We start from the raw sequence: 25,310 nt of genomic DNA, 5'->3' as shown, positions 1-25,310 counted from the left end.
ACCGGTTACGGCCGCCGGTCGCCCACGCGCACGGGAAGCTTCTGCACGCTGTTGCCCACGAAGGAGGCATGGCGGGGCAGTTCGGGTTCCGGGACGGCGAGGTCGAGGTCGGGGAAGCGGTTGAAGAGCTGCTCGAGGGCGATGGTGGCCTCCATGCGGGCCAGCGGTGCGCCCATGCAGAAGTGCGCGCCGTGGCCCAGGGACAGGTGCCGGGTGGTGGTGTCGCGGGTGATGTCGAAGCGGTCGGCGTCGGGGCCGTGGGCCTGCTTGTCGCGGCCCGCGGCGGAGTAGCCGGCCAGTACGGGGGTGCCCTGGGGGATGACGGTGCCGTCGAGCGTGAGGTCGCGGGTCGGGTACCGGAAGGGGAAATAGCTGACGGGGCTGTCCCAGCGCAGGGTCTCCTCCACCACGTCGGCCCACGCCACCTTGCCGGATTTGGCCAGGGCGAGCTGCTCGCGGTGGGTGCACAGGGCGCGTACGGCGTTGGTGATGAGGTTGAGGGTGGTCTCGTGCCCGGCGATGATCGTGAGCATCAGGGTGCCGAGCAGCTCGTGCGGGCTGAGCCGGTCGCCGTTCTCCTCACGGGCCGCGATCAGGGCGGTGGTGAGGTCGTCTCCCGGGGTGGCGGCGCGGGAGGCGGCGACCGCGCCGAGGACTTCCACCATCTCCTTGTTGGCCGCCATCGCCTCTTCGGGGCCGATGTCGGTGGCGACGATCTGGTTCGACAGGTGGTGCAGCCGGTCGTGGTACTCGGCGTCCACGCCCAGGAGTTCGCAGATGACCCCCATCGGCAGCGGCAGCGCGAAGTGCTTGCGCAGGTCCGCGACGCCGTCGCCGTCGGCGGCGGCCCGGTCGAGGCCGTCGAGCAGTTCGGTCGTCAGAGCCGTGATCCGCGGTTCGAGTTCCGCCACCCTGCGGGGAGTGAACGCCTTGCCCATCAGGGAGCGCAGCCTGCGGTGGTCGGCGCCGTCGGCTGTGGTCATGCCCTGCACCGTCGCGAAGGTCTTCAGCGGCCAGCCGTCGGCTATCTCGCCCGCCTGCAGCGCGGCGAAGTGCTGTGCGTTCTTGGCGACATCGGGGTGGGCGAGAAACTCCTTGAGCGCGTCATGGCCGAGGACCGCCATGCCCTGTACGTCACCGGGCAGGACCACGGACGTGACGGCGCCCTGGGCAAGGAGCCGGGCGTTGTCCGCGTGCGGACAGCCGCCGGCCGGGTCGAAGCGGTGCGGCTGGCTGGCTGCGGTGTTCACCGGTGACGTGTTCAACGGGGCTCTCCTGGTCTAGGGGGCGGGTCGGCTGCGGCTCGGGTGCGCTGAGGAGTTGGGGGTGTGTCCGTTCACCGCACGCGATGGGCCTCCGGCAACGGGCCGGGATGCTGGGGCAGGACAGGGGCCGTGAAGCGGACCGGGAGCGCGGCGAGCCCTCTGCTCCAGGGTGACTTGATCCACTCCAGTTCGCCCTGCGGGATGGCCAGTTCGAGGTCGGGAAGGCGGTGGCGGATCGTGTCCACTGCGGTACGGGTGATGAGCCGGGCCGGGTCCTGGGCGGGGCAGATGTGCGGGCCCGCGCCGAAGGCCAGGTGCGAGCGGTTGCCGACGACCGGTGCGCCGTCGTCGGGGAGGATCTGCGGGTCCGCGTTGGCGCCGGCCAGACCGAGGATGAGCATGTCGCCGGTGCGGATGAACTGCCCGCCGAAGGTCATGTCGCGGGTGGCGTAGCGGGCGGGGAAGTTCTGCGTGGGCGGGAAGCGCCACAGGACCAGGTCGAGCGCGTCGTCCACGCTGAGGTGGCCGCCGGTCAGCGAGGAGCGGAACTGCGGGTCGCACAGCAGGATGCGCAGGGTGGTGGCGATCCAGTTGACGGTGGTCTGGTTGCCCGCGACGAACATGACCACGAGGTTGTGCAGGACCTCTTCGTCGGTGAGCCGGGCCGGGTGGTGCAGCAGGGCCGACGTGATGTCGTTGCCGCGGCGGCGCCGCTTCTCCTCGATCAGCTGGAGCAGGATCGCGCCCATGCGCTTGCTGGCGTCCGCGGCGGCGCTGGTGGCGGAGACCGTCCCGGCGACGGCCTCCACCAGGTGGCGGCCGGTCTGTTCGTCCACGCCGAGCAGCTCGGTGATGACGCGCATCGGCAGCTTGCGCGCGTAGTCGGCCACCAGGTCGGCCTCGCTGCGCTCGGCGAACGACACGATCACCTGCTCGGCCGCGGCCCGCACGGAGCGCCGCAGTTCGTGGCCGTTGATCCCGGCAAGCGCGGCGGAGACGGCCGCGCGCATCCGGCGGTGCTGCTGTCCGTCGGCGAACAGCAGGGCGGGCCGCCACCCGACCATGGGCAGGATCGGCGAGTCGGCGGGCACCCGGCCCTCCCGCAGCAGGCTCCAGCGGCGCGGATCGTGTGAGAAGTCCTGCTCGTCGCGGGTCAGTTGGAGCAGTTCACGGTGGCCGATGACGAGCCAGGCGTCGACGCCGGGAGCGATGGAGACAGGGGCCACCGGTCCATGGGCGCCGCGCAGTTGCTCGTACAGGGCGGGCATCGCGTCGCCGTCGAGATCGGGTCCGTACAGCGCGGTCGGCGCCGCCGGGGCTCCGGTGACCGGGCAGCGGGCGGGCGGCCCGGCCGCGGCGTGGGGCGAGGTCATGGGGTCTCCGTGGCGACGTGGATGAGGTGCTGGACGAGGGCGATCAGGGCCCGGACCGAGGACGCGGGGTCGCGTGCGTCGCAGTCCACCACGGGGGTGTCGGGGAGCAGGTCGAGGGCCGCGCGCAGGTCGTCCGCCCCGTGCTGCGGGCTGCCGGGGAACACGTTCACGGCCACCGCGAAGGGCAGCCCGAGCTCCTCCAGGTTGCCCAGGGCGTCGAAGGACGCCTCCAGGTCACGCGTGTCCACCAGGGCCAGGGCACCGAGCGCTCCCTTGGCCAGATCCCGCCACGCGGGCAGGAATCGCTGCTGGCCGGGGGTGCCGAACAGGTAGAGCACCAGTTCCCCGTCGATGGTCATCCGGCCGAAGTCGAGGGCCACGGTCGTGGTCGTCTTGCCGCCGGCCACGACGGTGTCGACCCGGGCGCCCGCCTGGGTCATGACGGCCTCGGTGGACAGGGGTTTGATCTCCGAGACGGTGCCGATCAGGGTGGTCTTGCCGACCCCCAGCGGTCCGACGACCAGGATCTTGGCGGCGCCCGCGACGCTGGAGGTGAGGTACTTCCCGGGCCCGGGCCCGGTCCCTGAATCGGCCTCGGCTCCGGAGCCGGACGGTTGCGGGGCCCTGGAAGGCGGGGACGGCGGGGGCGGCGGGGACGGCGCGTCAGAGGCGGCTTTCGAGACCATGGAGGACCTTTCTGAGCATGGTCACATCGGTGTGTTCGGCCGGCGGCACGGGCGGACGGGTCACGATGAGCCCCCATTCGAGGAGATCGCAGAGCAACACCTGGACGACCGAGGGGGGCTGGCCGATGTGTGCGGCCACCTCGGCCACCGAGAGGAGTCCCTGGCAGTGGGCCAGGATGGTCTGGTGCTCGGGCTGGAGAGACGCGGGAAACGCCGCGTCCGTCGCCATCACCAGGGACTCCCAGGCCAGGGTCTCGGTGTCGGATGCAGCCCGCCCGCGAGTGATCACGTACGGGCGGACCGCGGAGGCCGTCAGCTCCTGCGGCCGCGGGTCCGTCATGACGCCGCGGGGGCCGGATCCCGCGGCTGACTGCTCAGGTGCGAGCCGATCTTCACCACGAGCAGCTGCATCTGCTGGGCCACGAGCCCGACATCGGCGTCCAGGTCGGTGGCGACCCCCAGGTGCGCGCCCACGCCGGCATGCGTGAACAGCACGAACCCGTGGTCGGACTCCAGCATCAACTGCCGTACGCCGGCGCCGGACCCGAAGAGCAGCGTGGTCGTGGAGCGGCCCGTCATGGTCATCGCGGCGCAGGCCGCGGAGAGGGACTCGGCTTCGGCGACGCTCAGGTCGGACACCGGCCCGGAGAGGTTCTCCGCGGAGGCGTGCCCGAGCCGCAGCCCGTCCTCGGAGACCACCACGCTGTGCCGGACCCCGGGGATCTCGATCAGCGGGCGGAGCATCCAGCCCAGGTCGGGAAGGGGGGTGATGATTCCGGTCACTGCCGGCCTCCGTCATGGTCGTCAGGGGTGGGGGGTTGGGACGGTTCCACGGCCGGCGGGGGCTCGGCCGACGGGTTCGCCTCCTGTGCCGCGGGCCGGTCCGCGTCGAGGGCCGCGCGGCCGCGCAGCGAACCGGACACCACGCTGGCGATCGACGCACGCGCCGCCTCCGGCGTCCAGGGGGTCGCGGGTGCGGCCGGGGGCGCCTGCCGTTGCTCAGGCACCGGCCTGCGGGCCGAGCCCGACGCGGCTTGCCGCCGGTTGCGCCGCTTGGGCAGGCCGACCGCTGTCTCGCTCGCGGGAGGAACGCCCGGCGTGCCCCGGACGGGCAACTCCGCGTGCTCCGCGGGGCCTTGCTGTTCCTGAAGCCGCGCGTCGGCGTGCTCCGGCGACCCGCCATGGGCGGCCATCTGCTGCCGCACGGGAACGCCCGCGGGCTCGGACTCGGCGGCCTGCTGCGGCGCCGCCGTCTGGCCGCTGACCCGATGGGACCCCGTGACGTGCGAGGGAGGCTCGGTCAGCAGCCGGAACGGCACGAAGGTCACCGCACGCGTTCCGCCATAGGCCGAGGCCCCGCTCAGCTCCACGTTGAAGCCGAGCTCACGGCTCCAGCGGCCCACACAGGCAAGGCCGAGGCGGGGCACCGCGCCCAGGCGGGCCAGGTCCTGGTCGTCGCGGAGCTGGCCCATCGCCCGGTGCAGCACGTCCGGCGGCATGCCCAGGCCCGCGTCATCGATCTCCAGGACCGCTCCGGCTCCCACCTCACGGATGGTGACGACGACTTGAGAGCGCGAGGGCGAGAACACCGTGGCGTTCTCCAGGAGTTCGGCGATGGCGTGCATCAGCCCCTCCACCGCGGGCGGCACCGCGTAGAGCGTCTGTCCGCCGTGCACCTCGATCCGGCTGTACTCCACGATCCGCGACTGTGCGCCGCGTACGCAGTCGTACAGCGAGACCGGCCGGGTCTCCCGGCGGGCGGGCCAGATCCCGCACATCACCAGGAGCGTCTGGGCCTTGCGGGTCATCTGCGCGGCCGCGTGATCGGCCTTCATCACCTCGCCCATGAGGTGCGGGTCCTCGATGGAGCGCTCGACCCGGTCGAGGACCTGCTGCTGCACCGTGGCCATCGCGTGCATGGTGCGCGCGACGGACTCGAAGGCGGCCTGCACCGAGTCGCGCAGGCCGCGCTCGCGGCGCACGGCCTCGTCCGACCCCAGCGCGACGGCCACGGCGGACAGGGCCCGCGCGAACTCCTCGCCGGTCTCCCCCGGCGCCGTCAACGGCCCCGGCACACCCTCCAGTCGCTGCCCGGCGCGCACCCGCTCGGCGATCGCGGGGAGGCGCACACCGGCGAGGTGCGTCACCTCGGCCTCCCGGACCGCGGCAAGACGCTCCAGCCTGGCCCGGTCGGCCCGCTCGGCGGACAACTGCCGGACAAGCACCAACACCCAGGCGAGCAGCAGCACCGCGACCGCGGCGCAGCCGCCGGCCAGGACCTGCCGCCACTGGGCCGCCGCATCAAGGGCGGCGAGCACCGCCCCGGCGATCGCAAGGACCACGGCGATCAGCCAGACCACGGCCTCGCGGCCCACGGAGCCACGCTTGAGCCGGCTCACCACGGCGCACTTGACCCGGCGATCCTGCACACCTTCACCACAACGAACGAACCCTCCCCGCACGCACCGAACTCCCTTACGAATGGGGAGCGTGGCGATCTTAGGTCAACTCGGCCTTTTTTGGCTCGCCGTTGAGGAAGCCGGCCTTCCGGCACGCTTGCTCCTGCCGGGGCTTGGCCGAAATTGCTACCCGGCAAGGGGGCACCGGGTGAGCAGAGCCGCCGGGTCGGCGCCGTCCGGACGCGGCACGGTTCGGCTGGGCGGCGGCTGCTCGCCCCGGCTGATCCAGGCCTCCATCGCCGTGAGGGCGGAGCGGTGGCAGGGCACCAGCGGCCGCAGCCTGTCGGGGAACGTGTCGACGAGCGAATCGACGTGAGTGCCGCCTTCGACGCGGTAGTAGCGGAACAGGTCGCCGCGGCCCGCGCCGCGCACCATCTTCGCGTAGACGTCCGAGTCCTTGCTGATGGGCAGCTGGACATCGAGGGTGCCGTGCAGGGTGATCAGCGGCTTGCCGATGCGTCCGGTCAGGGCGATCTTCTTCACGGCAGCGCGGACTTCCCGTGGCCGGGACGCGTACGCGTAGTCGGCGTCGCAGGCCGGTGTCCCCGGTTCGCAGAAGGGGGTTCCGGCCTCCGTCGCTCCGTCGTAGTCCGGGTCCAGCTCCTCGCGGTAGATCCGCTGGGTCAGGTCCCAGTAGACCTGGTGGTGGTAGGGCCACAGGAATTCCGAACCGGCCGGGAAACCGGCGGCGACCATCTCCCGATGGGCTCTGCGGGCTCCTGCACCACCCGCCGCGTAGGCCGGGTAGGCGCGCAGCGCGGGCGGCAGGAAGTCCAGCAGGTTCGGGCCCTTGGCCCTCCACAGAGTGCCTTCCCAGTCCACTCCCCCGTCGTAGAGCTCGGGATGGTTCTCCAACTGCCAGCGCACCAGATACCCGCCGTTGGACATGCCCGTGGCCAGCGTGCGCGCGGGGGGACGGTGGTATCGCTGTGCGACCACTACCCTTGCGGCGCGGGTGAGTTGGGTGACGCGATCGTTCCACTCGGCGATCGCTTCGCCGGGCTCGGCCCCGTCCCGGTAGAAGGCGGCGCCGGTGTTGCCCTTGTCGGTCGAGGCGAACGCGTAGCCCCGGGAGAGCACCCAGTCGCCGATCGCCCGGTCGTTGGCGTACTGCTCACGGACCCCGGGTGTGCCCGCGACCACCAGGCCGCCGTTCCATCGGTCGGGCAGACGGATGACGAACTGCGCGTCGTGTTTCCAGCCGTGGTTGGTGTTGGTCGCCGAGGTGTCGGGGAAGTAGCCGTCGATCTGGATGCCCGGCACGCCGCGCGGCGTCGTGAGCCCGGCGGGGGTCAGTCCCGCCCAGTCGGCGGGATCGGTGTGGCCCGAGGAGACTGTCCCCGCGGTGGTCAACTCGGCCAGGCAGGACCGCTCCTGGCGTTCGGCGGCCGGAACCTTCAGCCTCGCCGACGACGCGCAGTGCTCCGCGCCGCCGCCTTGGGTTCCACCGGGCTGTTCGGCGGCCGCCGGGACCGCGGCGAGCGTCACGAACAGCGCCGTCAGGGCAAGGGCGCTCCTGAGCGACCGGGTGTGCGGGGGTCTGGGCGGATCTATGGCGGGCACGGGTACCTCCGGGGACATGAATGTGTACGGCGGCTACGTGGAGCAGCGGTGGCAGGACCGAAGTCCGGTGCCACCGCTGCCAGGTGCTGTGCGGGTCCGTCAGGGGCAGGTGCCGTCGGCGATGACGTAGTAGCCGGCCGGCGACTCTCTGAGGGTGTGTGTGACGGCGGTGTTGTAGAGGCCCATGTTCTGGTTCGAGCCCTTGGCGTAGGCGTGGCCGCCGTTGGTGGTGGCCCGTCCTGATCGCACCTGCTGATAGTTGTTCGCGGTGAAGCACTTGGCGGCGGAGCCCGTGGTGGAGGCGCTGACCTGGGCCGACCGCGTGCCTTCCGTGCCGGCCTGGTCGCGGGCGGCCACGCTGTACGTGTGGCCGACGCCGGGGGTGAGGCCGGTGTCCGTGAACGGCGGGCCGTTGGGTGTGGCGACACGCGTGCCGTCCCTGTACACGGCGTAGGACGCGGCGTCGGTGACGCCGTTCCAGTTCAGGGTGACGGACGTGTCGGTCGCCGCGGTCGCGGCCAGGCCGCTCGGGGCGGGCAGACCGCCGGGGTCCGGGTCGGAGCCGTCCAGGCCGAAGAAGCCGGTGATCCAGTAGCTGGAGCAGATGGAGTCGATGAAGTTCGCGGTCCCGGTCGCACCGCACTGCTGGGCGTCCGATCCGGGGTCGACCGGAGTGCCGTGGGCGATGGAGGGAACCCTGTCGACCTCGACGGCGGCAGTTCCGTCGGTCCCGAGGTACTGCTCCCTGCGGGTCGAGTTGGGGCCGATGGTGGAGGTGCGGTCCGGGCTCTGGTCCAGGCCGTGGACGGCGGTCCACTGGTCACGCAGTTCGTCGGCGTTCTTCTTGGCGACGGTGGGATCGTTGTCGCCCTGCCAGATCGCCACCCGCGGCCAAGGTCCGCCAAAGCCGGGGTGGGCGTCACGGACGCCTTGCGCCCAGGCCGAAGGGGTGCGGTCGACGCCGGGGTTCATGCAGCTGTACGCGGACAGCACGTCGTCGGCGCAGTCGTACGGGAGGCCCGCGACCACGGCGCCCGCCTTGAACACGTCCGGGTAGGTGGCGAGCATCACCGATGTCATGGCGCCGCCGGCCGACAGACCGGTGACGTACACGCGTTCCGGGTCGGCGCCGTACGCGGAACCGGCATGCGCCACCATCTGGCGGATCGACGCTGCCTCACCCTGCCCGCGCCCGGTGTCTCCTGGCTGGAACCAGTTGAAGCACTTGCTGCTGTTGTTGGCGGTCGTCTGCTCGGGGAAGACGAGCAGGAAGCCGTGCTGGTCCGCGAACTTCGCAAGGCCCGCGTTGTCGGCGTACGTCTGCGCGCTCTGGCTGCAGCCGTGCATGGCCACCACCACCGCGGGCTCGGCCGACAAGGTGGCCGGCCGGTACACGTACATGTTCAGGCTGCCCGGGTTGGCACCGAAGTCGCCGATCCTCTCCAGAGCGACGGCCGTCGGCGCCGCCTGCGCCGCGGGGGACGGCGCGGACACCGCCCCGGCCACGACAAGGCCCACGACGGCGGTCACCCGCCCCAGGGCCCGGCGCCACCGCCCCCGCATGGTCGCTCGGGGAGGCGGTCCTTGGGGCGGCTGCGGATTCAAACGTCTCTCGTACGACGGCATGGCGGCTCCCGACGGGGGGTGACGCGGTCTCCGGGACGGATCACGCGACCCCGCAGCCCGTCCACTGCTGCCGTGGTTCGGGACTCCGGGGTGCCGGCAACCGTAGGAGCCACCGGAAGCGGGGCAGAATGGCGACGGCCGCCACAACGCCGTCAACTGCCGCTGGTGTCAGACCTGTTGCCGCCCCTCCCCTGTCCGTGCTATCGGCGCCGTCCTGGCGTGATCACTCCCGCGCTATGCGTCCCCGACCGAGGCCGGTTCGCCCCTCCCCGGTGGGCCTCCTCGGTGGAACTGTCCGAAGCAAGGCCCCTGCCGGGGGTCCGCCGAGGGCGGTGACAGCGTGGGCAGGCCCCTGATCGTCGGAGTCGCAGGCTCGGATCCGAGCCTGCGAGCGTCGGACCGGCCGTGGAAGAGGCCGCGGCACGAGAAGTGCCGCCGCATGTCGTCCACGCGTCGCGGAGCGGCGCGAGGGGCACGAACCCTCCTTCGGCATCAACCGGGCTTCTGTACATGCCTTTTCGGACCACGTCACGTCTCCGGAGGTGGAGCGCACACCGCTGCGCCGCGCCACCGCGCGGCCACAAGGAAGCGGGCACCACCACCCGGCCGTTCGAACGCTCCCGTCCGCCGACACCCGCTCCCCTCACCACGCCTGGATCCACTCCCCGCACCGCGGAGGTGTGCACCATGACCAAGCAGCAGACCATCACCGCCGGCGTCGACGGCTCGCCCAACAGCCTGGACGCCGCGGGCTGGGCAGCCCGCGAAGCCTTGCGACGCGACCTGCCCCTCCACGTCGTCCACGCCTGCGACCCCCCGGCGGAAGACAACCGCCTGCCGGAGTTCGACGTCCCGTTCCACCGCGAGGCCGGAGCGCTCGGCCGAGCCGTCCAGCAACTCACTCGCGCGTACCCCGCTCTGGGGATCCTCGACGAGCAGGTCACCGGGCGGCCGACAGGAGCGCTGTTGGCAGCGGCCAGATCTTCGGCTCTGCTCGTCCTCGGCTCCCACGGCTCCGGTGCGCTCAGCAGGGTCCTGGTCGGCTCGGTCGCTCTGGCCGTCGCCGCACGTGCGTCCTGTCCCGTCGCTCTGGTACGGGCGGGACACCGCCCAGAGGGCGAACACCGGGGTTCGGCGGCCGCCCACCACAACCCGGTCGTGCTCGGCCTCGACCTCGACCGCCCCGGCGACGAACTCCTGGAGTACGCCTTCGACGCGGCGGCGTCCCGTCAGGCACCGCTCCATGTCGTGCACGTCTGGACCGCCCCCCTGGTCCACTCCGCCGACGCCCTCGAACCCATGCCGGAGAAGGAGCGGCTGCTGGCGGCCGAACTCTCCTCCTGGCGGCACAAGTTCCCCGGAACGGAGGTCACCGAGCGGGTCGTGCACGGTCTGGCCGGCCACCACTTGGTCGAGGCGGCCTCGACCGCCGACCTGCTGGTCATCGGCCGCTGTGTCCCCACCGGTCCACACCTCGGACAGACCGCGCACTCGGCGATCCACCACTCTCGATGCCCGGTCGTCATCGTCCCGCACTACTGACGGACCGGAGCGGTCGCGGTCTTCGCTCCCGAGGGCGACGGGGTCATGGGCGACGCCTCCACAGGGGTGCCCGCGGGGGGCGCCGCACTCGCCGCGACGCTCCTCCCTCCGGGGCTCACGGACGTTCTCTGAGCGCCGTCGCCCTGGTCACGAAGGCCGCGTGCAGCTCCCGTACGGCCCGCGGGAAGGACTCGCTGCGGCGCCGCTGAAGCACCACCAGGACTCGCGTGGTCTCGTCGGTGAGCGGCCGGTGAGTGATCATTCCGGCCCGCTCCAGCGGATCGCCGACCACGCTGAAGTCGGGCAGGAGCGCGGCGCCGAGGCCTTCGGCCACCATCAGCTTGCCCAGTTCCGCCCCGTCCGTGGAGTACGCGAAGGACGGCGGGGAGCCGCCGAGGAGGCGGTGGGCATAGCGGTGCATGACGTAGCCCGCGCGCATGGCGATGAACGGCTCCGTCTCGAGGTCGGCGGGCGAGACGGCGTCGAGCCGGGCCAGCGGGCTGTCCGGGTGCAGGCAGACGACGGGCCTGCCACGCAGCAGCTCGGTGGTGTCGAAGTCGGGCGGAGTGTCGTCGCCGTCCAGGTAGTTGACCAGGCCCAGGTCGAAGCGGCCCTCGCGCAGGCCCCGGTGGATGTCGTCCTGCTGCGAGCCGACCATCTCCACCTGCGTCGCCGGGTGGGTCTCCCGGAATGCTCGTACGGCGGGGACCAGGAGCGGGGCCGTGGCCGCGTTCACCGTGCCGACGCGCACCACGCGGCTCGACTGGTGCTGGTCGTGCGCGGCCCTGCGGAGCCGGTCCACCGATTCCAGTACGCCGATGATGTGCGGCAGGAGCTCACGGCCCTCGTCGCTGACCTTCGCTCCGGAGCGGTGCCGGTCCAGGAGCGAGACGCCGAGCTCCTTCTCCAGATTCCGCACGGTCTCGCTCAACGCGGGCTGGGAGAGGTGGAGTTCACCGGCGGCACGGCGCAGTGAGCCGAGCCGGGTGACAGCCTCGATGTACTCAAGCTGCTCTGTCCGCATCCCGCGCGCCCTTCACCGAACCCCTGCCGTGGGAGGGAAACCCTATCAGGGCTTAGTGATTACCGACTCGACGCATGTGGGGGCAGCTGCTTGAATCGGAGACATGAATGCAGTGCGACCCCACCTCACGCGGCGACGGTACGTCGACCTCGCGCGGGTGTGCAGCGCCTGCTGTCGCCGCTGCCACTGAGCATCCGCCGGGCACTCCACCGCGTCTCGTGCGCGTGAACTCCTCGTCCCGCCGGGCCCTTTGACGGCCCGCGCGATTCTCTGACGGGTCACCCCGCACGTATCAGCAGCGCCGCGCCCTTCACGATTGCGCGCATCCGCAGGCCTGCACCGCCTGCCCCCCTTCCCCATGCCCCATGCCCCTTTGCCTCGCTCCACCGGCCCTCGTGGCCGCGTACCCGAAGGACTTCCGCCATGGCCACCGTTCTCACGCTCACCGGCAGCGCCTCAGCCCCCGGTTCCTCCCGCACCGCGCGTCTCGTCCAGCACCTGGGCCGCGACCTTGCCGCGCGGGGCCACCGGGTGCGGACGCTCGACGTCCGCACGCTGCCCGCCGACGCGCTGCTCTCGGCCGACACCTCGCACCCCGACGTCGCCGACGCGGTCGCCCTCGTCGAGAAGGCCGACGCGCTCGTGGTCGGCACGCCCGTCTACAAGGCGGCGTACTCGGGGGTCCTCAAGACCTTCCTCGACCTCCTCCCGCAGTACGCGCTGCGCGGCAAGCCCGTCCTGCCGCTTGCCACCGGCGGCTCCCCCGCCCATGTCCTCGCCGTCGACTACGCGCTGCGGCCCGTGCTCACCTCGCTCGGTGCCGAGGTCACCCAGGGCTGGTTCGTCCTGGACCGCCACATCACGGCCGCCGATGACGGCACGGTCAGGCTCACGCCCGACGCGGACGCCGGGCTCGCCCCCGTCGTCGACCGGTTCCGCGAGGTGCTCGCGGAGCCGGCGCGGCTCGCGGTGGCGTGAGGGGGTAATCGGCTTTCCCTTCCGCATGGCGACCCCGCACCCCTCCCCCACACCCGAAAGGCCCGACCCATGCCCCGCATCCCCGTATCCGACGCGGAGGCGATCACGCTCGCCCGTGAGGTGGCCGAGCGTCTGGCCTCCGACGACGCGCGACGCGACGCCGAGCGCGATCTGCCGTACAAGGAGGTGCGCGACCTCACCGAAGCCGGTCTTTTCACGCTCTCGATCCCCCGCTCGCAGGGTCCCGAACTCGGTGCCCGCAGTCTCGGCGAGGTGTTCACCGAGCTGACGGCCGGTGACGCGAGCATCGGCCAGATCCCGCAGAACCACTACTTCTTCGTCAACGTCCTGGCCCACGCGGGCACCGAGGAGCAGCGCGCCTTCTTCTACCGCGAAGTCCTCGCGGGACGGCACTTCGGCAACGCCCTCTCCGAACGCGGCACCCGCACGGCCCGCGAGTTCGCCATCGGCTTCGAGCTGCATCCCGATGGCGGACGGGTCCTGAACGGCACCAAGTTCTACGCGACCGGTTCGCTGTTCGCGCACTGGATCCCGGTGTACGCCAACGACGAGGAGGGCCGTACGCACGCGGCCTGGGTACCCGCCGACCATCCCGGTGTGCACGTCGAGGACGACTGGAACGGCATGGGCCAACGCACCACCGGCAGCGGCACCGTCCGCTTCGATCAGGTGCGAGTGCCCGCCGAGCACATCGTGCCGGTGTACTCGATCTTCGAGAAGGACGAGGTGTTCGGCGCCTTCGGCCAGTATCTGCACGCGGCCATCGACACCGGCATCGCGGTCGGCGCCCTGCGCGAGGGCAAGCGGCTCATCCACTCGCTGGCCCGACCCCGTCTGGAGGCGGGCGTGGAGCGCGCCGCCGACGAGGGTGCCGTCATCGACGGCTTCGGTGAACTCGCCCTGAAGGTGCGCTCCGCGCGTGCCCTGCTGCGCGAGGCCGGTGCCGCCCTGGACGCCGCCCGTGCCGATCTGAGCGAGCAGAGCGCCGCCGAGGCGTCGGCCGCGGTGGCCGCCGCCCGCGCCCGGTCGGACGCGGTGGCCCTGGCCGTCTCCAGCGGCATCTTCGAACTCATCGGCACCCGCGCCGCGGACCGCGACCTCAACCTCCACCGGCACTGGCGCAACGCCCGCACCCACACCCTGCACGACCCACGCCGCCTCAAGCTCCGCTACCTGGGCGGCTGGGAGCTCAACGACACCCCGCCGCCCCGCAACGGCCTGGTCTGAGACAGGCCCGCAGTCCCACGACCACAGAGGACACCCCACCCATGCCCCTGACCTTCCACTGGTTCCTGCCCACCAACGGCGACAGCCGGCATATCGTCGGCGGCGGCCACGGCGTACCCACCGGCGCCGCCGGGGGTGACCGCCCCGCCTCGCTCGCCTACCTCACCCAAGTGGCCCGTACAGCAGAGCAGTTGGGATTCGAGGGAGCGCTCACTCCCACGGGCGCCTGGTGCGAGGACGCCTGGCTGACCACGGCGATGCTGGTCGAGTCGACCGAGCGGCTGAAGTTCCTGGTGGCCTTCCGCCCCGGCCTCGTCACGCCGACCCTCGCCGCACAGATGGCGGCGACCTACCAGCGCCACTCCGGCGGGCGCCTGCTCCTCAACATCGTCACGGGCGGCGAGGACCACGAGCAGCGCGCTTACGGAGACTTCCTCGGCAAGGACGACCGCTACGCCCGCTGCGACGAGTTCCTGCACATCATCCGCTCCCTGTGGCAGGGCGAGACCGTCGACTTCCACGGAGAGCACGAGCGAGTCGAGCAGGCCCGCCTCACCCGCCTTCCCGCCCCGGTGCCGCCCGTCTACTTCGGCGGCTCGTCGAAGGCGGCGGGCCCGGTGGCCGCCCGCCACAGCGACGTCTACCTCACCTGGGGCGAGCCGCCGGCCCAAGTGGCAGAGAAGATCGCCTGGATCCGCACGCTCGCGAGGGCCGAGGGCCGCGAGGTCCGCTTCGGCATCCGCCTGCACGTCATAGCCCGCGACACGGCGGACGAAGCCTGGGCCCAGGCGAACCGCCTCCTGTCGGGCACCGACCCGTCCGTGATCAGCGAGGTACAGCAGGGCCTGGCCCGCTCCGGCTCCGAGGGCCAGAAGCGCATGCTGGCCCTGCACGGCGGCTCCACCGAACGCCTGGAGATCTACCCGAACCTGTGGGCAGGCATAGGCCTCCTACGAGGCGGCGCGGGCACGGCCCTGGTCGGCTCCCACACGGAGATCGCCGACCGCATCGCGGAGTACCACGCCCTGGGAATCGACGAGTTCGTGCTCTCCGGCTACCCGCACGTGGAGGAGGCGTACTGGTTCGGCGAGGGCGTGCTTCCGCAGCTGGCGGCGCGCGGCCTGTGGCACCACCCCGCCGCGGCGGCGCTCGACGAGACCCCGGCGGCGGTGCCGTTCGCTTCGTAGCTCGGTTGCGGATACGGCGGCCCCGGTCAGCAGCAGATGCGCTGCTGACCGGGGCCGCCTGCATCGCGCGCATCACCCCCGCCGATACCGCCCCGCCGGATGCGTCGCCGGGAGCCGGTCCCCCCGCCCGAACAGCTTCTGCCTCAGGGTGCCTTCCTCGTACTCCGTCTTCAGCAAGCCCCGCTTCTGCAGGACCGGCGCCAGATGGTCCGCGAAGTCCTCGAAGGAGCCCGGCGTGGTGACGTACGAGAGGTTGATGCCGTCTATGCCTGCCTCCCGCCACTGCTCCAGTTCGTCCGCGATCCGTTCCGGGACACCCGCCACCGGGCGCGTCCAGGCCCTTGCCCGCAGCGCCTCGCCGAACGTCCAGGTCTTGTCCGGAGCGCCCTCCACCAGGGAGCGGACGAAGCCCTGCACTCCGTTTGTGTCGATCTCGCCGACCGGGGCGTCGAAGTCGACCTCCGAGAGGTCGAGTTGGAGGGAGCCGGACAGGTGGGCCGCGAAGCCGTCGAGGCTGGTGTGGTCGCGGTAGTCGGCCAGTTTGCGTTCCGCCTCCTCCTCGGTGCTGCCGATGATCAGGGTCAGGCCCTGGAAGAAGAGGATGTCGCCGCCTTCGCGGCCGTGCGCCACCGCCCGTGCGCGCACATCCTCCACCTGCGTGCGCGCGCCCTGCGGTGAGATCGCGCCCAGGAAGACCGCCTCGGCGTTGCGGGCCGCGAACTCCCGTCCCCGCTCGGAGGATCCGGCCTGGAAGAGGAGCGGGGTGCGCTGCGGGGACGGCTCGGAGAGGTGGGGGCCGTTGACCCGGTAGAAGCGGCCCTCGTGGTGTACGTCGTGGATGCGGGCCGGGTCGGCGTAGATGCGGCGCGCGCGGTCGCGTACTACCGCGTTCTCCTCCCAGCTCCCCTCCAGGAGCTTGTAGAGGACGTCTGTGTACTCCTCGGCCCTGTCGTATCGCTCGTCGTGCAGGGGCAGGCCATCCAGGCCCAGGCCCTTGGCCGCCGACTCCAGGTAGGAGGTGACCACGTTCCAGGCCACACGGCCCTTGGTGAGGTGGTCGAGTGTGGAGAGGCGGCGGGCGAAGTTGTACGGGGGTTCCTGGAGGACCGACTGCGTGAAGGCCAGACCCAGGTGTTCGGTGGCGTGGGCGAGGGCCGCGACCAGGAGCGAGGGGTCGTTGACCGGCGTCTGGAGGCCCTCGCGGACCGCCGTCTCACGGCCTGCGCGAAACGTGTCGTACGTGCCGATCACGTCGGCGAGGAACAGCGCGTCGAAGTAGCCCCGTTCCAGGGTGCGGGCGAGGTTCACCCAGGTTTCGAGGTCGGTGTATGAAGTCTGGCTCGTGTCGTCGCGCACCCATTGGCCGTGGTTGATGTGCGAGACGCAGTTCATCGCGAAGGCGTTGAAGCGCAGGGGCGGGAGCGGGGGCGTGGTCATCGGGTGGCTCCGGTGGGGGTGAGGGGGCGCACTGCGTCGAGGAGCGTGCGGGTGTAGGGGTGGGACGGCGCGGCGAACACGGCGGCGGCCGGGCCCGCTTCGACGATCCGGCCGTCCTTCATCACCAGGACGTCGTCACTCACGTGCTGTACGACGCCCAGGTCGTGCGAGATGAAGAGATAGGCGAGGCCGAATGCCTCCTGGAGTTCGGCGAGGAGGTCCAGGACCTGGGCCTGTACGGAGACGTCGAGCGCGGAGACCGGTTCGTCGAGGACCAGGACGGATGGGCGTGGCGCCAACGCCCGTGCCAAGGCCGCGCGTTGACGCTGCCCACCGGACAGGTGGAGGGGGTGGCGGTCCAGGGAGTCGCGTGGCAGGCCCACCTGGCCCGCCAGTTCGTCCGCTCGGGCCGCCGCTTCGGCGGTGCTCGGTGCCGGGTGCCCCCGGCGGGTCAGGCGGACCGCGTCGATCAGTGTGCGGCGGACCGTCCAGCGTGGGTCGAACGCCGACAGGGGGTCCTGGTGGACGAGTTGGATGCCGTGGCGCCGACGTCTGCGGGCCTTCTCCGGCAGGGTGCTCCACGCCTCGCCGCGCAGCGCGACCGTGCCGCTGTCGGGGCGGGTCAGGCCGAGGGCGATGCGGGCGGTGGTGGATTTGCCCGAGCCCGATTCGCCGACGATGCCCAGGGTGCGCCCGGCCGCGAGGGCGAAGGACACGTCCGTCACGGCGGGCCGCCCGCCGAAGCTCTTGTGCAGTGTTTCGGCGGCGAGGACCACGCCGATCGGGCGCTCGCCCTCGGCGTCCGGCAAGGCGGGGCGGGGTGCCGTCGAGAGCCGGGCGCCCTTGGGGTGCAGTGCCGGGTCGGCCGCCACCAGGCCTTTGGTATACGCGTGTTGGGGGTCCTGGAGCACGTCCGCGACCGGGCCCTCCTCCACGATCTCGCCGCCCCGCATCACCGCGACCCGGTCCGCTAGGCGTCGCACCACCGCCAGGTCGTGCGTGATGAACAGCAGGCCGCGCTCCCGGCTGCGCGCGGCGGCGAGCAGGTCGAGGATCTGCGCCTGCACGGTGGCGTCCAGGGCGGTCGTCGGTTCGTCGGCGATCAGGAGTGGCGGGTCGAGGACGAGTGCGGAGGCGATCAGGGCCCGCTGCCGAAGGCCGCCCGAGAGCTCGTGCGGGTACTGCGCCGCGCGCAGCTCCGGGTCCGGGACACCGACCTGCTCCATCACCTCCCGCACCCGCGCCTGCCGTGCGGCACGGTCGCCGTAGCCGTGCAGCTTCAGCGCGTCCTCGATCTCCTTTCCGACCGGCCGCAGCGGGTCGAGGGAGACCAGGGCGTCCTGCAGGACGAAGCCGATGCCCCGGCCGCGCACCCGCCGCCAGCGCCGCTCACCCCAGCCGCGTACGTCCTCGCCCTCCCACTCCAGGCGGTCGGCGCTCACCCGGGCGCCCCCGCCGGTCAGACCGACCAGCGTGCGGGCGGTGACGCTCTTGCCGGAGCCGGACTCGCCGACCAGGGCGAGGGTTTCGCCGCGGTGCACGGTGAGGGAGACACCGCGTACGACGGCGCGCCCCCCGAAGCTGACAGTCAGGTTCTCCGCATGTGTCAAGGGCGTGGGCATCAGCTGCTCCTCTCGTCAAGCCACGCCTGGAGGCGCCGGCCGAGGACGGTGGTGGACAGGGTGGTGAGGACGATGAACAGGCCGGGGAAGAACGAGGTCCACCAGGCGTACTGCAGGAAGGTGCGGCCGTCGGCGAGCATCGCGCCCCACTCGGCGGCCGGCGGCTGGGCCCCCAGGCCCAGGAAGGACAGGGACGAGGCCCACACCACGGACTGGCCGACGCCGAGCGTGGCGAGGGCGGCGAGCGGGCGAAGCACGTTCGGCAGGACAGTGCGCCGTACCACGCGCAGCGGCGGATGGCCCAGGCCGCGCGCGGCCTCCACGTAGCCGGAGCGGACCACGGTGGTGGCCTGGGAGCGGATGAGGCGGGCGTATCCCGCGGCCTCGCCGATGCCGACCGCGATGGCCGCGGTGGTGGCGCCGGTGCCGAACACCGCGATGAAGAGCAGCGCGAGAAGCAGTCCGGGGAAGGCGAAGAGCACCTCGAGCACGCGGCCGACCGCGAAGTCGGCCCGCCGCCCCGCCAAGCGCCGCCGTCAGGCCGAGGACGATGCCGAGAGTGAGGGAGATGGCGGTGGCGCCGAGCCCGATGAGCAGCGACTGGCCCGCGCCGTGCACGAGGCGCGTGTAGACGTCGCGGCCGTTCTGATCGGTGCCGAACCAGTGTGTGGCGGACGGGGGTTGGAAGAAGTCGGCGGGCTTGATGGCGTCCGGGGCGTACGTGGTGAGCAGACCCGGCACGAGCGCGGCCACCACGATCAGGGCGAGGAAGGTCCCGGCGGCGATGAGGCCGGGACGTATCCGGCGCGACCGAGCGTCGCCCGGCGCGATGACGGTCGGGGCGGTGGTGGTCACGGTCACAGCTCCTTGGGCGTACGGATGCGGGGATCGACCACCGCGTACAGCAGGTCGACGGCGAGGTTGACGAGGACGTACACGGCGGCGATCAGGAGCACGATCCCGGTGACCAGGGGCAGGTCGCGGGCGATGACGGCGTTGAGCAGCGCGCGGCCGACGCCCTGGCGCGCGAACACGGCCTCCACCACGACCTCGCTGGAGAACAGCGCGCCGATCGCCCAGCCCGACAGCGTCAGCGGGGGAAGCAGCGCGTGCCGCAGGGCGCGGCGGGCGCGCACCGCTCCGGTGCTCATGCCGCGCAGCCGTGCCGAGGTGACGAACGGCTGGTCGAGGGCGGTGAGCAGGGCGCCGCGTGTGACCTGGCCGAGGTAGCCGGCGAGCGGCACGGCCAGGGTGAGGGCGGGCAGGACGAGGGCCACGAGGCCGGTGCCGCCCGCGACGGGGAACCAGCCGAGCCGGAAGGCGAAGACGTACAGGAGCACCACGCCGAGCCAGAAGTGCGGGAGTCCCGCGGCGACCGTCTCCAGGCCCGAGCCGAGCGCGCGGCCGACGGCGCCCTTGCCGGTGGACAGGAGGACCACGACGCCGCTCAGGAGCCACGCGAACAGCAGGGCGAGCGCGGTCAGTCGGAGGGTGGACGGCACCTGCTCGGCGATGACGGTGCCCACCGACTCCTTCAGGGAGGTGGAGATGCCTAGGTCCCCGGTGAGCAGCCGCCCCAGGTGCTGCGCGTACTGCACGTACAGCGGCTGGTCGAGCCCGTAGGCGTGCCGGGTCGCGGCGATGGTCTCGGGCGTGGGGTTGGCGCCGGAGCCGCCACCGAGCAGGACGAGTACGGGGTCGCCCGGCACGAGGTGCAGGGCGAGGAAGGTCACGGTCGCCGCCGCCCACAGGACGAGGGCGGCTCCGGCGACACGGGCGCCGACTCGACGCAGGCGCAGGGAAGTCGGGGTCATCGGGCATTCACCCACGCGTCGTAGAGGTAGGGCAGGGAGAGGGCGGGTTCGAGGCTCGCGCCGCGCGCGCTCGCGCGGTGGGCGGCGAGCCGGGTGGTCTGCGGGTAGAGGGTCAGCTGGTAGGCACCGGCGGAGAGCGACTTCTGGGCCTCGCCGTACAGTTCCCGCTGCTTGTCCGCGTCGGTGGTCGCCTGTGCCTCGCGGAAGAGGCGGTCGAGGGCGGGGTCCTTGACATAGGCGGCGTTGGAGTGGATGCCGTTCTTCACGGCGTACTCGCTGCCGAAGACGGTGTGCAGCACGTCGGGGGTGTTGGTGTTCCAGTAGCCGTCGCGCAGGTCGTACTTGCCCGCGAGGTAGCGGGTGTTGACGGTGGCGGCGTCGAGCCGCAGCAGTCTCAGCTGGAAGCCGACGTCCTTGGCGGTGGCCTGGATCTGTTCCATCAGGGCGAGCTGGTTGGGGCTGATGTCCGACTTCAGCAGGACGTCGGCGGACAGGCGCTCACCGCGCTTCGTGCGGTAGCCGTCACCGTCGCGGTGACCCCATCCCGCCTGGTCCAGCAGGGCGTTGGACTTCTTCGGGTCGTACGGCCAGGCGTTCTCGTGCGCGTCCGTGTAGTGCGGGGTGACGTAGCTGAGGGGTCCGCCCGCCCGCCGGTACTGGCCGAAGAAGACGCTCTTGAGGCCGTTGGCGACGTCCGCCGAGTGCAGAAACGCCTTGCGGACGCGCAGGTCGTCGAAGGGGGCCCGTGAGGTGTTCAGGGCGAGGTTCGTCGGGTTGCCCGGCCGGTCGCGTGTCACGACCTTCAGGCGGCTGTCGCGCTCGGCGGACGCCTGGTCCTCCGGAGGCAGAGCGTCGATGACGTCGACCTGGCCGGACTGCACGGCGGCGAAGCGTGTCGCCGGCTCCGGGATGAACCGCCACACCACCTTGGCCACATGGGCGGGGCCGGTGTGCCGGGCGTACGGGGGCGGGGAGTTGTACCGCGGGTTGCGGACGAGGACGACGTCCGACTGACGGTTCCACTCCTTCACGATGAACGGGCCGGTGCCGACGGGGGCCGCGCAGTTCGCTTCCTTGCCGCGCTTCAGCGCCTTCGGCGACTCCATGCCGAGGAAGGCCTGCGCGAGCATGTTCAGGAAGGGCGAGTAGGGGCGGTCCAGGTGGACGCGGGCGGTGAACGCGTCTACGACCTCGGTCTTCCGGTACGGGGCGAGGTAGCCGCCCGCGGTGCCGGACTGGGTGTCGGGGTCCACCATGTGCTCGAAGTTGGCCTTCACGGCTGCCGCGTCGAAGCGGGTGCCGTCGGTGAAGCGGACGTCGCGGCGCAGATGGAAGGTGTAGGTCCTGCCGTCCTTCGCGATGTCCCACGAGGTGGCGAGCCACGGTTCGGCCTTGCCGCGCTCGTCCAGGGCGACGAGCGATTCGAGGTACTGCTGCGCCACGTAGGCCTGTGGCATGTCGCCCGCCACGTGGGGGTCCAGGCAGGTCGGCTCGCGGTCGGTGGCGTAGGTGAGGGTGCCGCCGGGGGCGGGCCGGGCGCCGAGCGCTGCGGTGGGGGCGCCGGATGCGGTGCACGCGGTGGCGAGGAGGGTCAGGGCGAGGGCGGCGAGCGGGGCTGCGGCTCGCCTGGGCGTGGGACTGGGACTGGGACTGAGATTGAGCCTGCGAGAGGGCGGCTTCACGTCAACTCCGTTGACAGGTAAGGGGGTTGGCCAAGAACTGGAGGCGACCGAGACGGTCAGAAGAAGCCGTTCAGCGGGGGCGGTGTGCCGTTGAGGAGCCAGTCGCCGGTCACGCGGGCCTTGTGCGCGATCGGATTGTGCGAGGCGAGGGTGCGGGCGTTGCGCCAGTGCCGGTCGAGCCGGTGCTCGCGCAGCGTCGCCGAGGCACCACCCACGTCGTACAGCCGCTCACCCGCGTCCAACGCGGCCCGCGCGGCGACCACTTGGGCCTGCGACACCTGCACGGCGACGGCGTGCAGGGGCTCTTCGAGCCCCGCGATGCCGTCGTCGCCGCGCACGGTCAGCGCCGCGTCGATCTCCTGCGCCGCGCGCAGTACGGCGGCCTCTGCCGCGTAGGCGAGGGCGGCGGTCTCGCCGACCGTGTGCTGGATCAGCGGGTCGTCGACGGCGCGGTCGACCCCGGCGTGCTGCACGGGCCGGGCCTTGTCACGGGCGTAGGCCACGGCGTCGGCGACGGCGGCCTTCGCGATGCCGGTGTGCACGGCCGCCAGATAGAGCTGGTAGTACGGGCCGAGGTGCGTACGGCGCTGGCGCCCCGTGGCGTCGACGGCCACCTCGTCGGCGAAGGCCCGCACCGCGCGCAGCCGGGTGGTGCCGCTTGCGGTGGTCCGCTGGCCGAGCGCGTCCCAGTCGTCGTACAGCTCAAGGCCCTTGCGGGCGCGGGGCAGGACCACGCGGACCCGCCGCTCCTCGTCGTCGAGGGCGATCACGACGACGTAGTCGGCGAAGAGCGAGCCGGTCGAGTAGAACTTGGTGCCGTCCACCCGGAAGTCACCGCCGTCCGCCGTGATGCGGGTCCGGATCTCACCGGGGTGGGCGGTACCCCGCTCGGAGGCGGCGTTGCCGAACAACGCACCACTGTCGACGACCGGGAACCAGCGCTCCCGCTCGGCGGTGGTGCCCTGGCCGATGAGCAGTTCCACGAACCCGAAGTGCGGACGCAGGGCCTGCGCCACGTTGGAGTCGGCCTCGGCGAGATCGATGACGACGCGGAACAGCTCGGCGAGAGATCCGCCGAGCCCACCGTGCTCTTCGGGAACGCGGAGCCCACCGAGCCCGCTCGAGCGGACCGCCTCCACACTCTTGTAGGGGAGTTCACGACGCTCTTCGAGCTCGGCGGCATCGGCGCGCAGCTGTGCGCGGAGGTCCGGGGGTATGAGGTCCGGGGGTACGACGGACGAGGGCATGCGGGGGCCTCCGGAGGGGGCGGTGAGCGGGCGCGCGGGCAGCACCGGCCGCGGGCGCGCGCACGGGGGACGTACACGAAAGGGGGTGGGAGGCGGGCGGCGCGGGAGCTACCGGATGTACATGCGGTGCGTAGTGCGCTCAGGCCCGAGAGGTCGCCGACGGACAGACGGCGCTGGAGACACGCGAAAGGTCGACATGGCGTCGCCGCGTGAGGTCCTGCCGATCGTCGGTCATGGCGGTGATTGAAGCAGGATCGGCGCCGCGGGTCGAGACGGCTTTGACGAGGCGGCTATAGGGTTTTCCTTGCATACGTTCCCGGGGCGGGGCCTCAGGTCGCCGAGGCGTCCAGCGTCACCGGGCCGTAGCGCGCGGCGGGGGCCTCGGTCGCGAGCGCCCAGTAGCGGTCGCCGTAGGACCAGTGCCACCACTCCGTGGGGTAGTTGACCAGGCCGGCCGTGGCGAGGGCGGCGGTGAGGGTGCGGCGGTTGCGGCGGGCCGTCGGGGAGATCAGGGCGCTGTCCATGTAGCAGGCGCCCTCGCTCTCCTCCGGGCTTGCGTTCACCGGGGTGCCGAGGTCGAGTTCGGCGCCGGAAGCGGTGCACAGCGTGAGGTCGACCGCGGCGCCCGCGACGTGCGGGCCCACTTCGGGCGGCGAGAGGGAGCGACTCGTCTGCCGGTGGAGGTAGGCGTCCGACCAGTCGGGGTTGGCCTTCCTGAGCTCGGCGGCGTACTCCTCGAAGTACTGGATCTGCAGGGCCAGCGGGCGGTATCCCTCGGTGACGAGGAGGCGCAGGCCCTCGGGCAGCAGCCGGGCGGCGCGTGCCAGGCGCCAGGCGACGCCCTCCCGCAGCTGGGCGTAGGCACCGGCGGTGTCCGCCAGGCGGTCGTCGACCACCAGGAAGGGCAGTTGGCGCAGGTCGACGAGGGCTTCGCCGCATTCGTGGACCGATATGCCGACGACTCTGGGATCGTTCATGAGGATGATCGGCGACATGTCTGCCCCTTCGTGGCGACGGTGGTGGGCACAGCTCCGGGGACGGGCTGCCGCCCGCCCCCGGAGTCCCCTCCGTGCCCTGGCAGGGGCTCTACGCGACGAGCGGCCCACACGACCGACGATGTCGGTGGTGTGGGCCGTACGAGGCATCAGTGGCCTTCCCCCGTGCTTCCCCCGTTGAATTCCGCTGAGTCCCCCGTTGTTTACTGCGATCCCCCGTTGCCGTGGGCGCGTTCACCCGCCGACACCCACAGCGTGCCGCAGTGCGCTGTAAGTTCTCTGCAAGTCCGCGACAAGCGGATTGCAGCGCGCCGCCGGGAGCGGGGTCAGAGTCCCGGCTCGTTCCGCTCGCGCGCCTCGTACGCCGTGAAAACGTCCCGCGCCTCGGCGCGCAGCGCCCCTGCCGCCGCCCTGTCCCCCGCGGCCTCTCTCGCCGCGGCGAGATCGCGCAGGGTGCGGGCGCGGGGCAGGGCAAGCCCCAGGTCGTTCCAGAGGGCGGCCGCCGCTGTCAGGTGCTGTTCGGCGGTGTCGAGGCGGCCCGCGGCGAGCTCGCACTCCCCGAGGGTGCGCAGGCCCAGTGCCTCGCCGAAGCGGTCGCGGTGGCCGCGGCAGACGTCGAGGACGCCGCGGATCTCGGCCGCCGCCTCGGCCGAACGGCCCAGCCGGATGCGGGACTTGGCCCGGGCCTGCATCGCGTACGCGAGCATGAGCGGGTCTCCCAGGGTGCTCAGGAGATCCACCGCACGGCCGGAGAGTTCCTCCGCCGCCGCGTACTCACCGAGCGCTCGGTGCACGTGGCCGAGCGAGCGCAGGGTGAGGGACTCGCCGCGGCGGCTGCCGAGCCTGCGGTAGGCCCGCAGCGACTCGTCGAGGAGGGCGCGCGCTGCCTCGAAGTCGCCGAGTTCGAGCTGGACGGATCCGGCGTACCGGCAGGAGAGCCCGATGCCCGGGTCGTCGCCGAGCCGGCGGAAGCCGTCGACGGCGCGCACGAGTGTCTCCTGCGCGGCGCGCAGCCGTCCCGCCTCCCGCAGCGCGCTGCCGAGCCCGGCGAAGGCGGCGGCCCGGCCGCGTACGTCGCCGAGTTCGGCGCAGAGCCCGGCCGCCTGTTTGAAGTAGCCCTGCGATTCGGTGAACCGGTCCTGTTCGTAGCGGAGTTGGCCGAGGCCGATGAGCAACAGGGCCTCCCCCGCCCTGTCCTCGGCGCGGCGGGCTGCCGCCAGGGCCGCGTCGTGGGTGCGCCACCAGGCCTCGAAGCGGTTGCCGACGGTGTAGGCGGATGAGCACAGCGCGGCCGCCGCCTCGCAGGAGAGGGTGTGCAGGTCCAGGGCTGCCGCGCGCTCGACAGCGGCGGCTATCGCGTCGGCCTCGGCCTCGAACCAGGCGGCCGGGTCGGCGAGGGCACGCTGGGTGGCTTCCGGTCCGACGGGCCTGACGAGACTGCGCAGGGCGACGGCGGCGGGGCCGCCCGAGCCGCTGGAGTCCAGGAGCCCGCGGTGCAGTTCGACGGCGCCGGACGGCGTCGCGGATGCGACGAGGCCGGTCAGCCAGAGCCAGGCGCCGAG

The 25,310-nt window shown here is 72.2% G+C and carries 23 protein-coding genes; 5 read left to right on the top strand and 18 right to left on the bottom strand.

Annotation, left to right across the window (positions count from 1 at the left end):
- Positions 1-5: 5 nt before the first annotated feature.
- The 8 genes from ABD378_RS31300 to ABD378_RS31265 form a co-directional block, all read right to left on the bottom strand.
- Positions 6-1,265, bottom strand: coding sequence for a cytochrome P450 family protein (locus tag ABD378_RS31300; protein ID WP_344526325.1), 1,260 nt, complete (start codon positions 1,263-1,265; stop codon positions 6-8).
- Positions 1,266-1,336: 71 nt separating this feature from the next.
- Complete coding sequence (locus ABD378_RS31295) at positions 1,337-2,638, bottom strand: cytochrome P450 (RefSeq protein ID WP_344526323.1); 1,302 nt, start codon at positions 2,636-2,638, stop codon at positions 1,337-1,339.
- A complete protein-coding gene (locus tag ABD378_RS31290) occupies positions 2,635-3,324 on the bottom strand; it encodes a GTP-binding protein (protein WP_344526321.1) in 690 nt (229 codons plus the stop codon). Before ABD378_RS31290 ends, ABD378_RS31295 begins: the two co-directional genes overlap by 4 nt.
- Entirely contained in the window at positions 3,302-3,664 is a 363-nt protein-coding gene (locus ABD378_RS31285) for a DUF742 domain-containing protein (protein ID WP_344526319.1), read from the bottom strand. The genes ABD378_RS31290 and ABD378_RS31285 overlap by 23 nt, the downstream gene beginning before the upstream one ends.
- A complete protein-coding gene (locus ABD378_RS31280; RefSeq protein ID WP_344526317.1) occupies positions 3,661-4,107 on the bottom strand; it encodes a roadblock/LC7 domain-containing protein in 447 nt (148 codons plus the stop codon). Before ABD378_RS31280 ends, ABD378_RS31285 begins: the two co-directional genes overlap by 4 nt.
- Positions 4,104-5,753: an ATP-binding protein gene (locus ABD378_RS31275; RefSeq protein ID WP_425583899.1), complete on the bottom strand. Its 1,650-nt coding sequence runs from the start codon at positions 5,751-5,753 to the stop codon at positions 4,104-4,106. The genes ABD378_RS31280 and ABD378_RS31275 overlap by 4 nt, the downstream gene beginning before the upstream one ends.
- A gap of 156 nt (positions 5,754-5,909) precedes the next feature.
- On the bottom strand, positions 5,910-7,364 hold the full coding sequence (locus ABD378_RS31270) for a 3-hydroxybutyrate oligomer hydrolase family protein (RefSeq protein WP_425583898.1): 1,455 nt from the start codon (positions 7,362-7,364) through the stop codon (positions 5,910-5,912).
- Positions 7,365-7,445: 81 nt separating this feature from the next.
- On the bottom strand, positions 7,446-8,909 hold the full coding sequence (locus ABD378_RS31265; RefSeq protein ID WP_386546920.1) for an extracellular catalytic domain type 1 short-chain-length polyhydroxyalkanoate depolymerase: 1,464 nt from the start codon (positions 8,907-8,909) through the stop codon (positions 7,446-7,448).
- A gap of 750 nt (positions 8,910-9,659) precedes the next feature.
- Between ABD378_RS31265 and ABD378_RS31260 the strand changes: the two genes are divergently transcribed.
- On the top strand, positions 9,660-10,514 hold the full coding sequence (locus tag ABD378_RS31260; RefSeq protein ID WP_344526311.1) for a universal stress protein: 855 nt from the start codon (positions 9,660-9,662) through the stop codon (positions 10,512-10,514).
- Between the two features lie 115 nt (positions 10,515-10,629).
- On the opposite strand, the gene ABD378_RS31255 is transcribed toward ABD378_RS31260, so the two are convergent.
- Entirely contained in the window at positions 10,630-11,538 is a 909-nt protein-coding gene (locus tag ABD378_RS31255) for a LysR family transcriptional regulator (RefSeq protein WP_344526309.1), read from the bottom strand.
- Positions 11,539-11,641: 103 nt separating this feature from the next.
- On the opposite strand from ABD378_RS31255, the gene ABD378_RS44255 reads away from it, so the two are divergent.
- From ABD378_RS44255 to ABD378_RS31240, 4 genes are all read left to right on the top strand, one after another.
- Positions 11,642-11,728: a putative leader peptide gene (locus ABD378_RS44255; RefSeq protein WP_351157927.1), complete on the top strand. Its 87-nt coding sequence runs from the start codon at positions 11,642-11,644 to the stop codon at positions 11,726-11,728.
- 233 nt (positions 11,729-11,961) lie between these two features.
- Positions 11,962-12,516 (top strand): NADPH-dependent FMN reductase, encoded by a 555-nt coding sequence (gene ssuE / locus ABD378_RS31250; RefSeq protein WP_344526307.1) that lies wholly within the window; start codon positions 11,962-11,964, stop codon positions 12,514-12,516.
- Positions 12,517-12,585: 69 nt separating this feature from the next.
- Positions 12,586-13,764 (top strand): SfnB family sulfur acquisition oxidoreductase, encoded by a 1,179-nt coding sequence (locus tag ABD378_RS31245; RefSeq protein WP_344526305.1) that lies wholly within the window; start codon positions 12,586-12,588, stop codon positions 13,762-13,764.
- 41 nt (positions 13,765-13,805) lie between these two features.
- The gene (locus ABD378_RS31240; protein ID WP_344526303.1) at positions 13,806-14,951 is read left to right on the top strand and encodes an LLM class flavin-dependent oxidoreductase; all 1,146 of its coding nucleotides are present in this window, start codon (positions 13,806-13,808) and stop codon (positions 14,949-14,951) included.
- A 72-nt stretch (positions 14,952-15,023) separates the two neighbouring features.
- Here ABD378_RS31240 and ABD378_RS31235 read toward each other — a convergent pair whose 3' ends face one another.
- The 9 genes from ABD378_RS31235 to ABD378_RS31200 all read right to left on the bottom strand — a co-directional run.
- A complete protein-coding gene (locus ABD378_RS31235; RefSeq protein WP_344526301.1) occupies positions 15,024-16,388 on the bottom strand; it encodes an LLM class flavin-dependent oxidoreductase in 1,365 nt (454 codons plus the stop codon).
- Positions 16,385-18,010, bottom strand: coding sequence for a dipeptide ABC transporter ATP-binding protein (locus ABD378_RS31230; RefSeq protein ID WP_344526299.1), 1,626 nt, complete (start codon positions 18,008-18,010; stop codon positions 16,385-16,387). Before ABD378_RS31230 ends, ABD378_RS31235 begins: the two co-directional genes overlap by 4 nt.
- Positions 18,010-18,537: an ABC transporter permease gene (locus tag ABD378_RS31225; protein WP_344526297.1), complete on the bottom strand. Its 528-nt coding sequence runs from the start codon at positions 18,535-18,537 to the stop codon at positions 18,010-18,012. Before ABD378_RS31225 ends, ABD378_RS31230 begins: the two co-directional genes overlap by 1 nt.
- A 330-nt stretch (positions 18,538-18,867) precedes the next feature.
- On the bottom strand, positions 18,868-19,824 hold the full coding sequence (locus ABD378_RS31220) for an ABC transporter permease (protein WP_344526295.1): 957 nt from the start codon (positions 19,822-19,824) through the stop codon (positions 18,868-18,870).
- Positions 19,821-21,506 carry an ABC transporter substrate-binding protein gene (locus ABD378_RS31215; RefSeq protein ID WP_344526293.1) on the bottom strand — a complete coding sequence of 562 codons (1,686 nt, stop codon included), beginning with the start codon at positions 21,504-21,506 and terminating at the stop codon, positions 19,821-19,823. The genes ABD378_RS31220 and ABD378_RS31215 overlap by 4 nt, the downstream gene beginning before the upstream one ends.
- Before the next feature lie 56 nt (positions 21,507-21,562).
- Positions 21,563-22,753, bottom strand: coding sequence for an acyl-CoA dehydrogenase family protein (locus ABD378_RS31210; protein ID WP_344526291.1), 1,191 nt, complete (start codon positions 22,751-22,753; stop codon positions 21,563-21,565).
- Positions 22,754-22,892: 139 nt separating this feature from the next.
- A complete protein-coding gene (locus ABD378_RS44250; RefSeq protein WP_386546306.1) occupies positions 22,893-22,988 on the bottom strand; it encodes a putative leader peptide in 96 nt (31 codons plus the stop codon).
- A gap of 94 nt (positions 22,989-23,082) precedes the next feature.
- On the bottom strand, positions 23,083-23,748 hold the full coding sequence (locus ABD378_RS31205) for a M15 family metallopeptidase (protein ID WP_344526289.1): 666 nt from the start codon (positions 23,746-23,748) through the stop codon (positions 23,083-23,085).
- 326 nt (positions 23,749-24,074) lie between these two features.
- Positions 24,075-25,310, bottom strand: a 1,236-nt coding sequence (locus tag ABD378_RS31200) for a tetratricopeptide repeat protein (protein ID WP_344526287.1), incomplete at its 5' end; no start/stop codon positions are given.

The sequence above is a fragment of the Streptomyces rectiviolaceus genome (assembly GCF_039533825.1).
GTDB classification, from domain to species: Bacteria; Actinomycetota; Actinomycetes; order Streptomycetales; family Streptomycetaceae; genus Streptomyces; species Streptomyces rectiviolaceus.
Note: the sequence above shows the minus strand (reverse complement) of the source record. Positions and strands in the feature narration are given on the sequence as shown.

Bases quoted from the DNA above. Each gene is read 5' to 3' on its own strand.
- ABD378_RS31295 (WP_344526323.1), bottom strand. From the start codon at position 2,638: ATGACCTCGCCCCACGCCGCGGCCGGGCCGCCCGCCCGCTGCCCGGTC.
- ABD378_RS31290 (WP_344526321.1), bottom strand. From the start codon at position 3,324: ATGGTCTCGAAAGCCGCCTCTGACGCGCCGTCCCCGCCGCCCCCGCCG.
- ABD378_RS31285 (WP_344526319.1), bottom strand. From the start codon at position 3,664: ATGACGGACCCGCGGCCGCAGGAGCTGACGGCCTCCGCGGTCCGCCCG.
- ABD378_RS31270 (WP_425583898.1), bottom strand. From the start codon at position 7,364: ATGTCCCCGGAGGTACCCGTGCCCGCCATAGATCCGCCCAGACCCCCG.
- ABD378_RS31265 (WP_386546920.1), bottom strand. From the start codon at position 8,909: ATGCGGGGGCGGTGGCGCCGGGCCCTGGGGCGGGTGACCGCCGTCGTG.
- ABD378_RS31260 (WP_344526311.1), top strand. From the start codon at position 9,660: ATGACCAAGCAGCAGACCATCACCGCCGGCGTCGACGGCTCGCCCAAC.
- ABD378_RS31255 (WP_344526309.1), bottom strand. From the start codon at position 11,538: ATGCGGACAGAGCAGCTTGAGTACATCGAGGCTGTCACCCGGCTCGGC.
- ABD378_RS44255 (WP_351157927.1), top strand. From the start codon at position 11,642: ATGAATGCAGTGCGACCCCACCTCACGCGGCGACGGTACGTCGACCTC.
- ssuE (WP_344526307.1), top strand. From the start codon at position 11,962: ATGGCCACCGTTCTCACGCTCACCGGCAGCGCCTCAGCCCCCGGTTCC.
- ABD378_RS31245 (WP_344526305.1), top strand. From the start codon at position 12,586: ATGCCCCGCATCCCCGTATCCGACGCGGAGGCGATCACGCTCGCCCGT.
- ABD378_RS31240 (WP_344526303.1), top strand. From the start codon at position 13,806: ATGCCCCTGACCTTCCACTGGTTCCTGCCCACCAACGGCGACAGCCGG.
- ABD378_RS31235 (WP_344526301.1), bottom strand. From the start codon at position 16,388: ATGACCACGCCCCCGCTCCCGCCCCTGCGCTTCAACGCCTTCGCGATG.
- ABD378_RS31230 (WP_344526299.1), bottom strand. From the start codon at position 18,010: ATGCCCACGCCCTTGACACATGCGGAGAACCTGACTGTCAGCTTCGGG.
- ABD378_RS31220 (WP_344526295.1), bottom strand. From the start codon at position 19,824: ATGACCCCGACTTCCCTGCGCCTGCGTCGAGTCGGCGCCCGTGTCGCC.
- ABD378_RS31210 (WP_344526291.1), bottom strand. From the start codon at position 22,753: ATGCCCTCGTCCGTCGTACCCCCGGACCTCATACCCCCGGACCTCCGC.
- ABD378_RS44250 (WP_386546306.1), bottom strand. From the start codon at position 22,988: ATGACCGACGATCGGCAGGACCTCACGCGGCGACGCCATGTCGACCTT.
- ABD378_RS31205 (WP_344526289.1), bottom strand. From the start codon at position 23,748: ATGTCGCCGATCATCCTCATGAACGATCCCAGAGTCGTCGGCATATCG.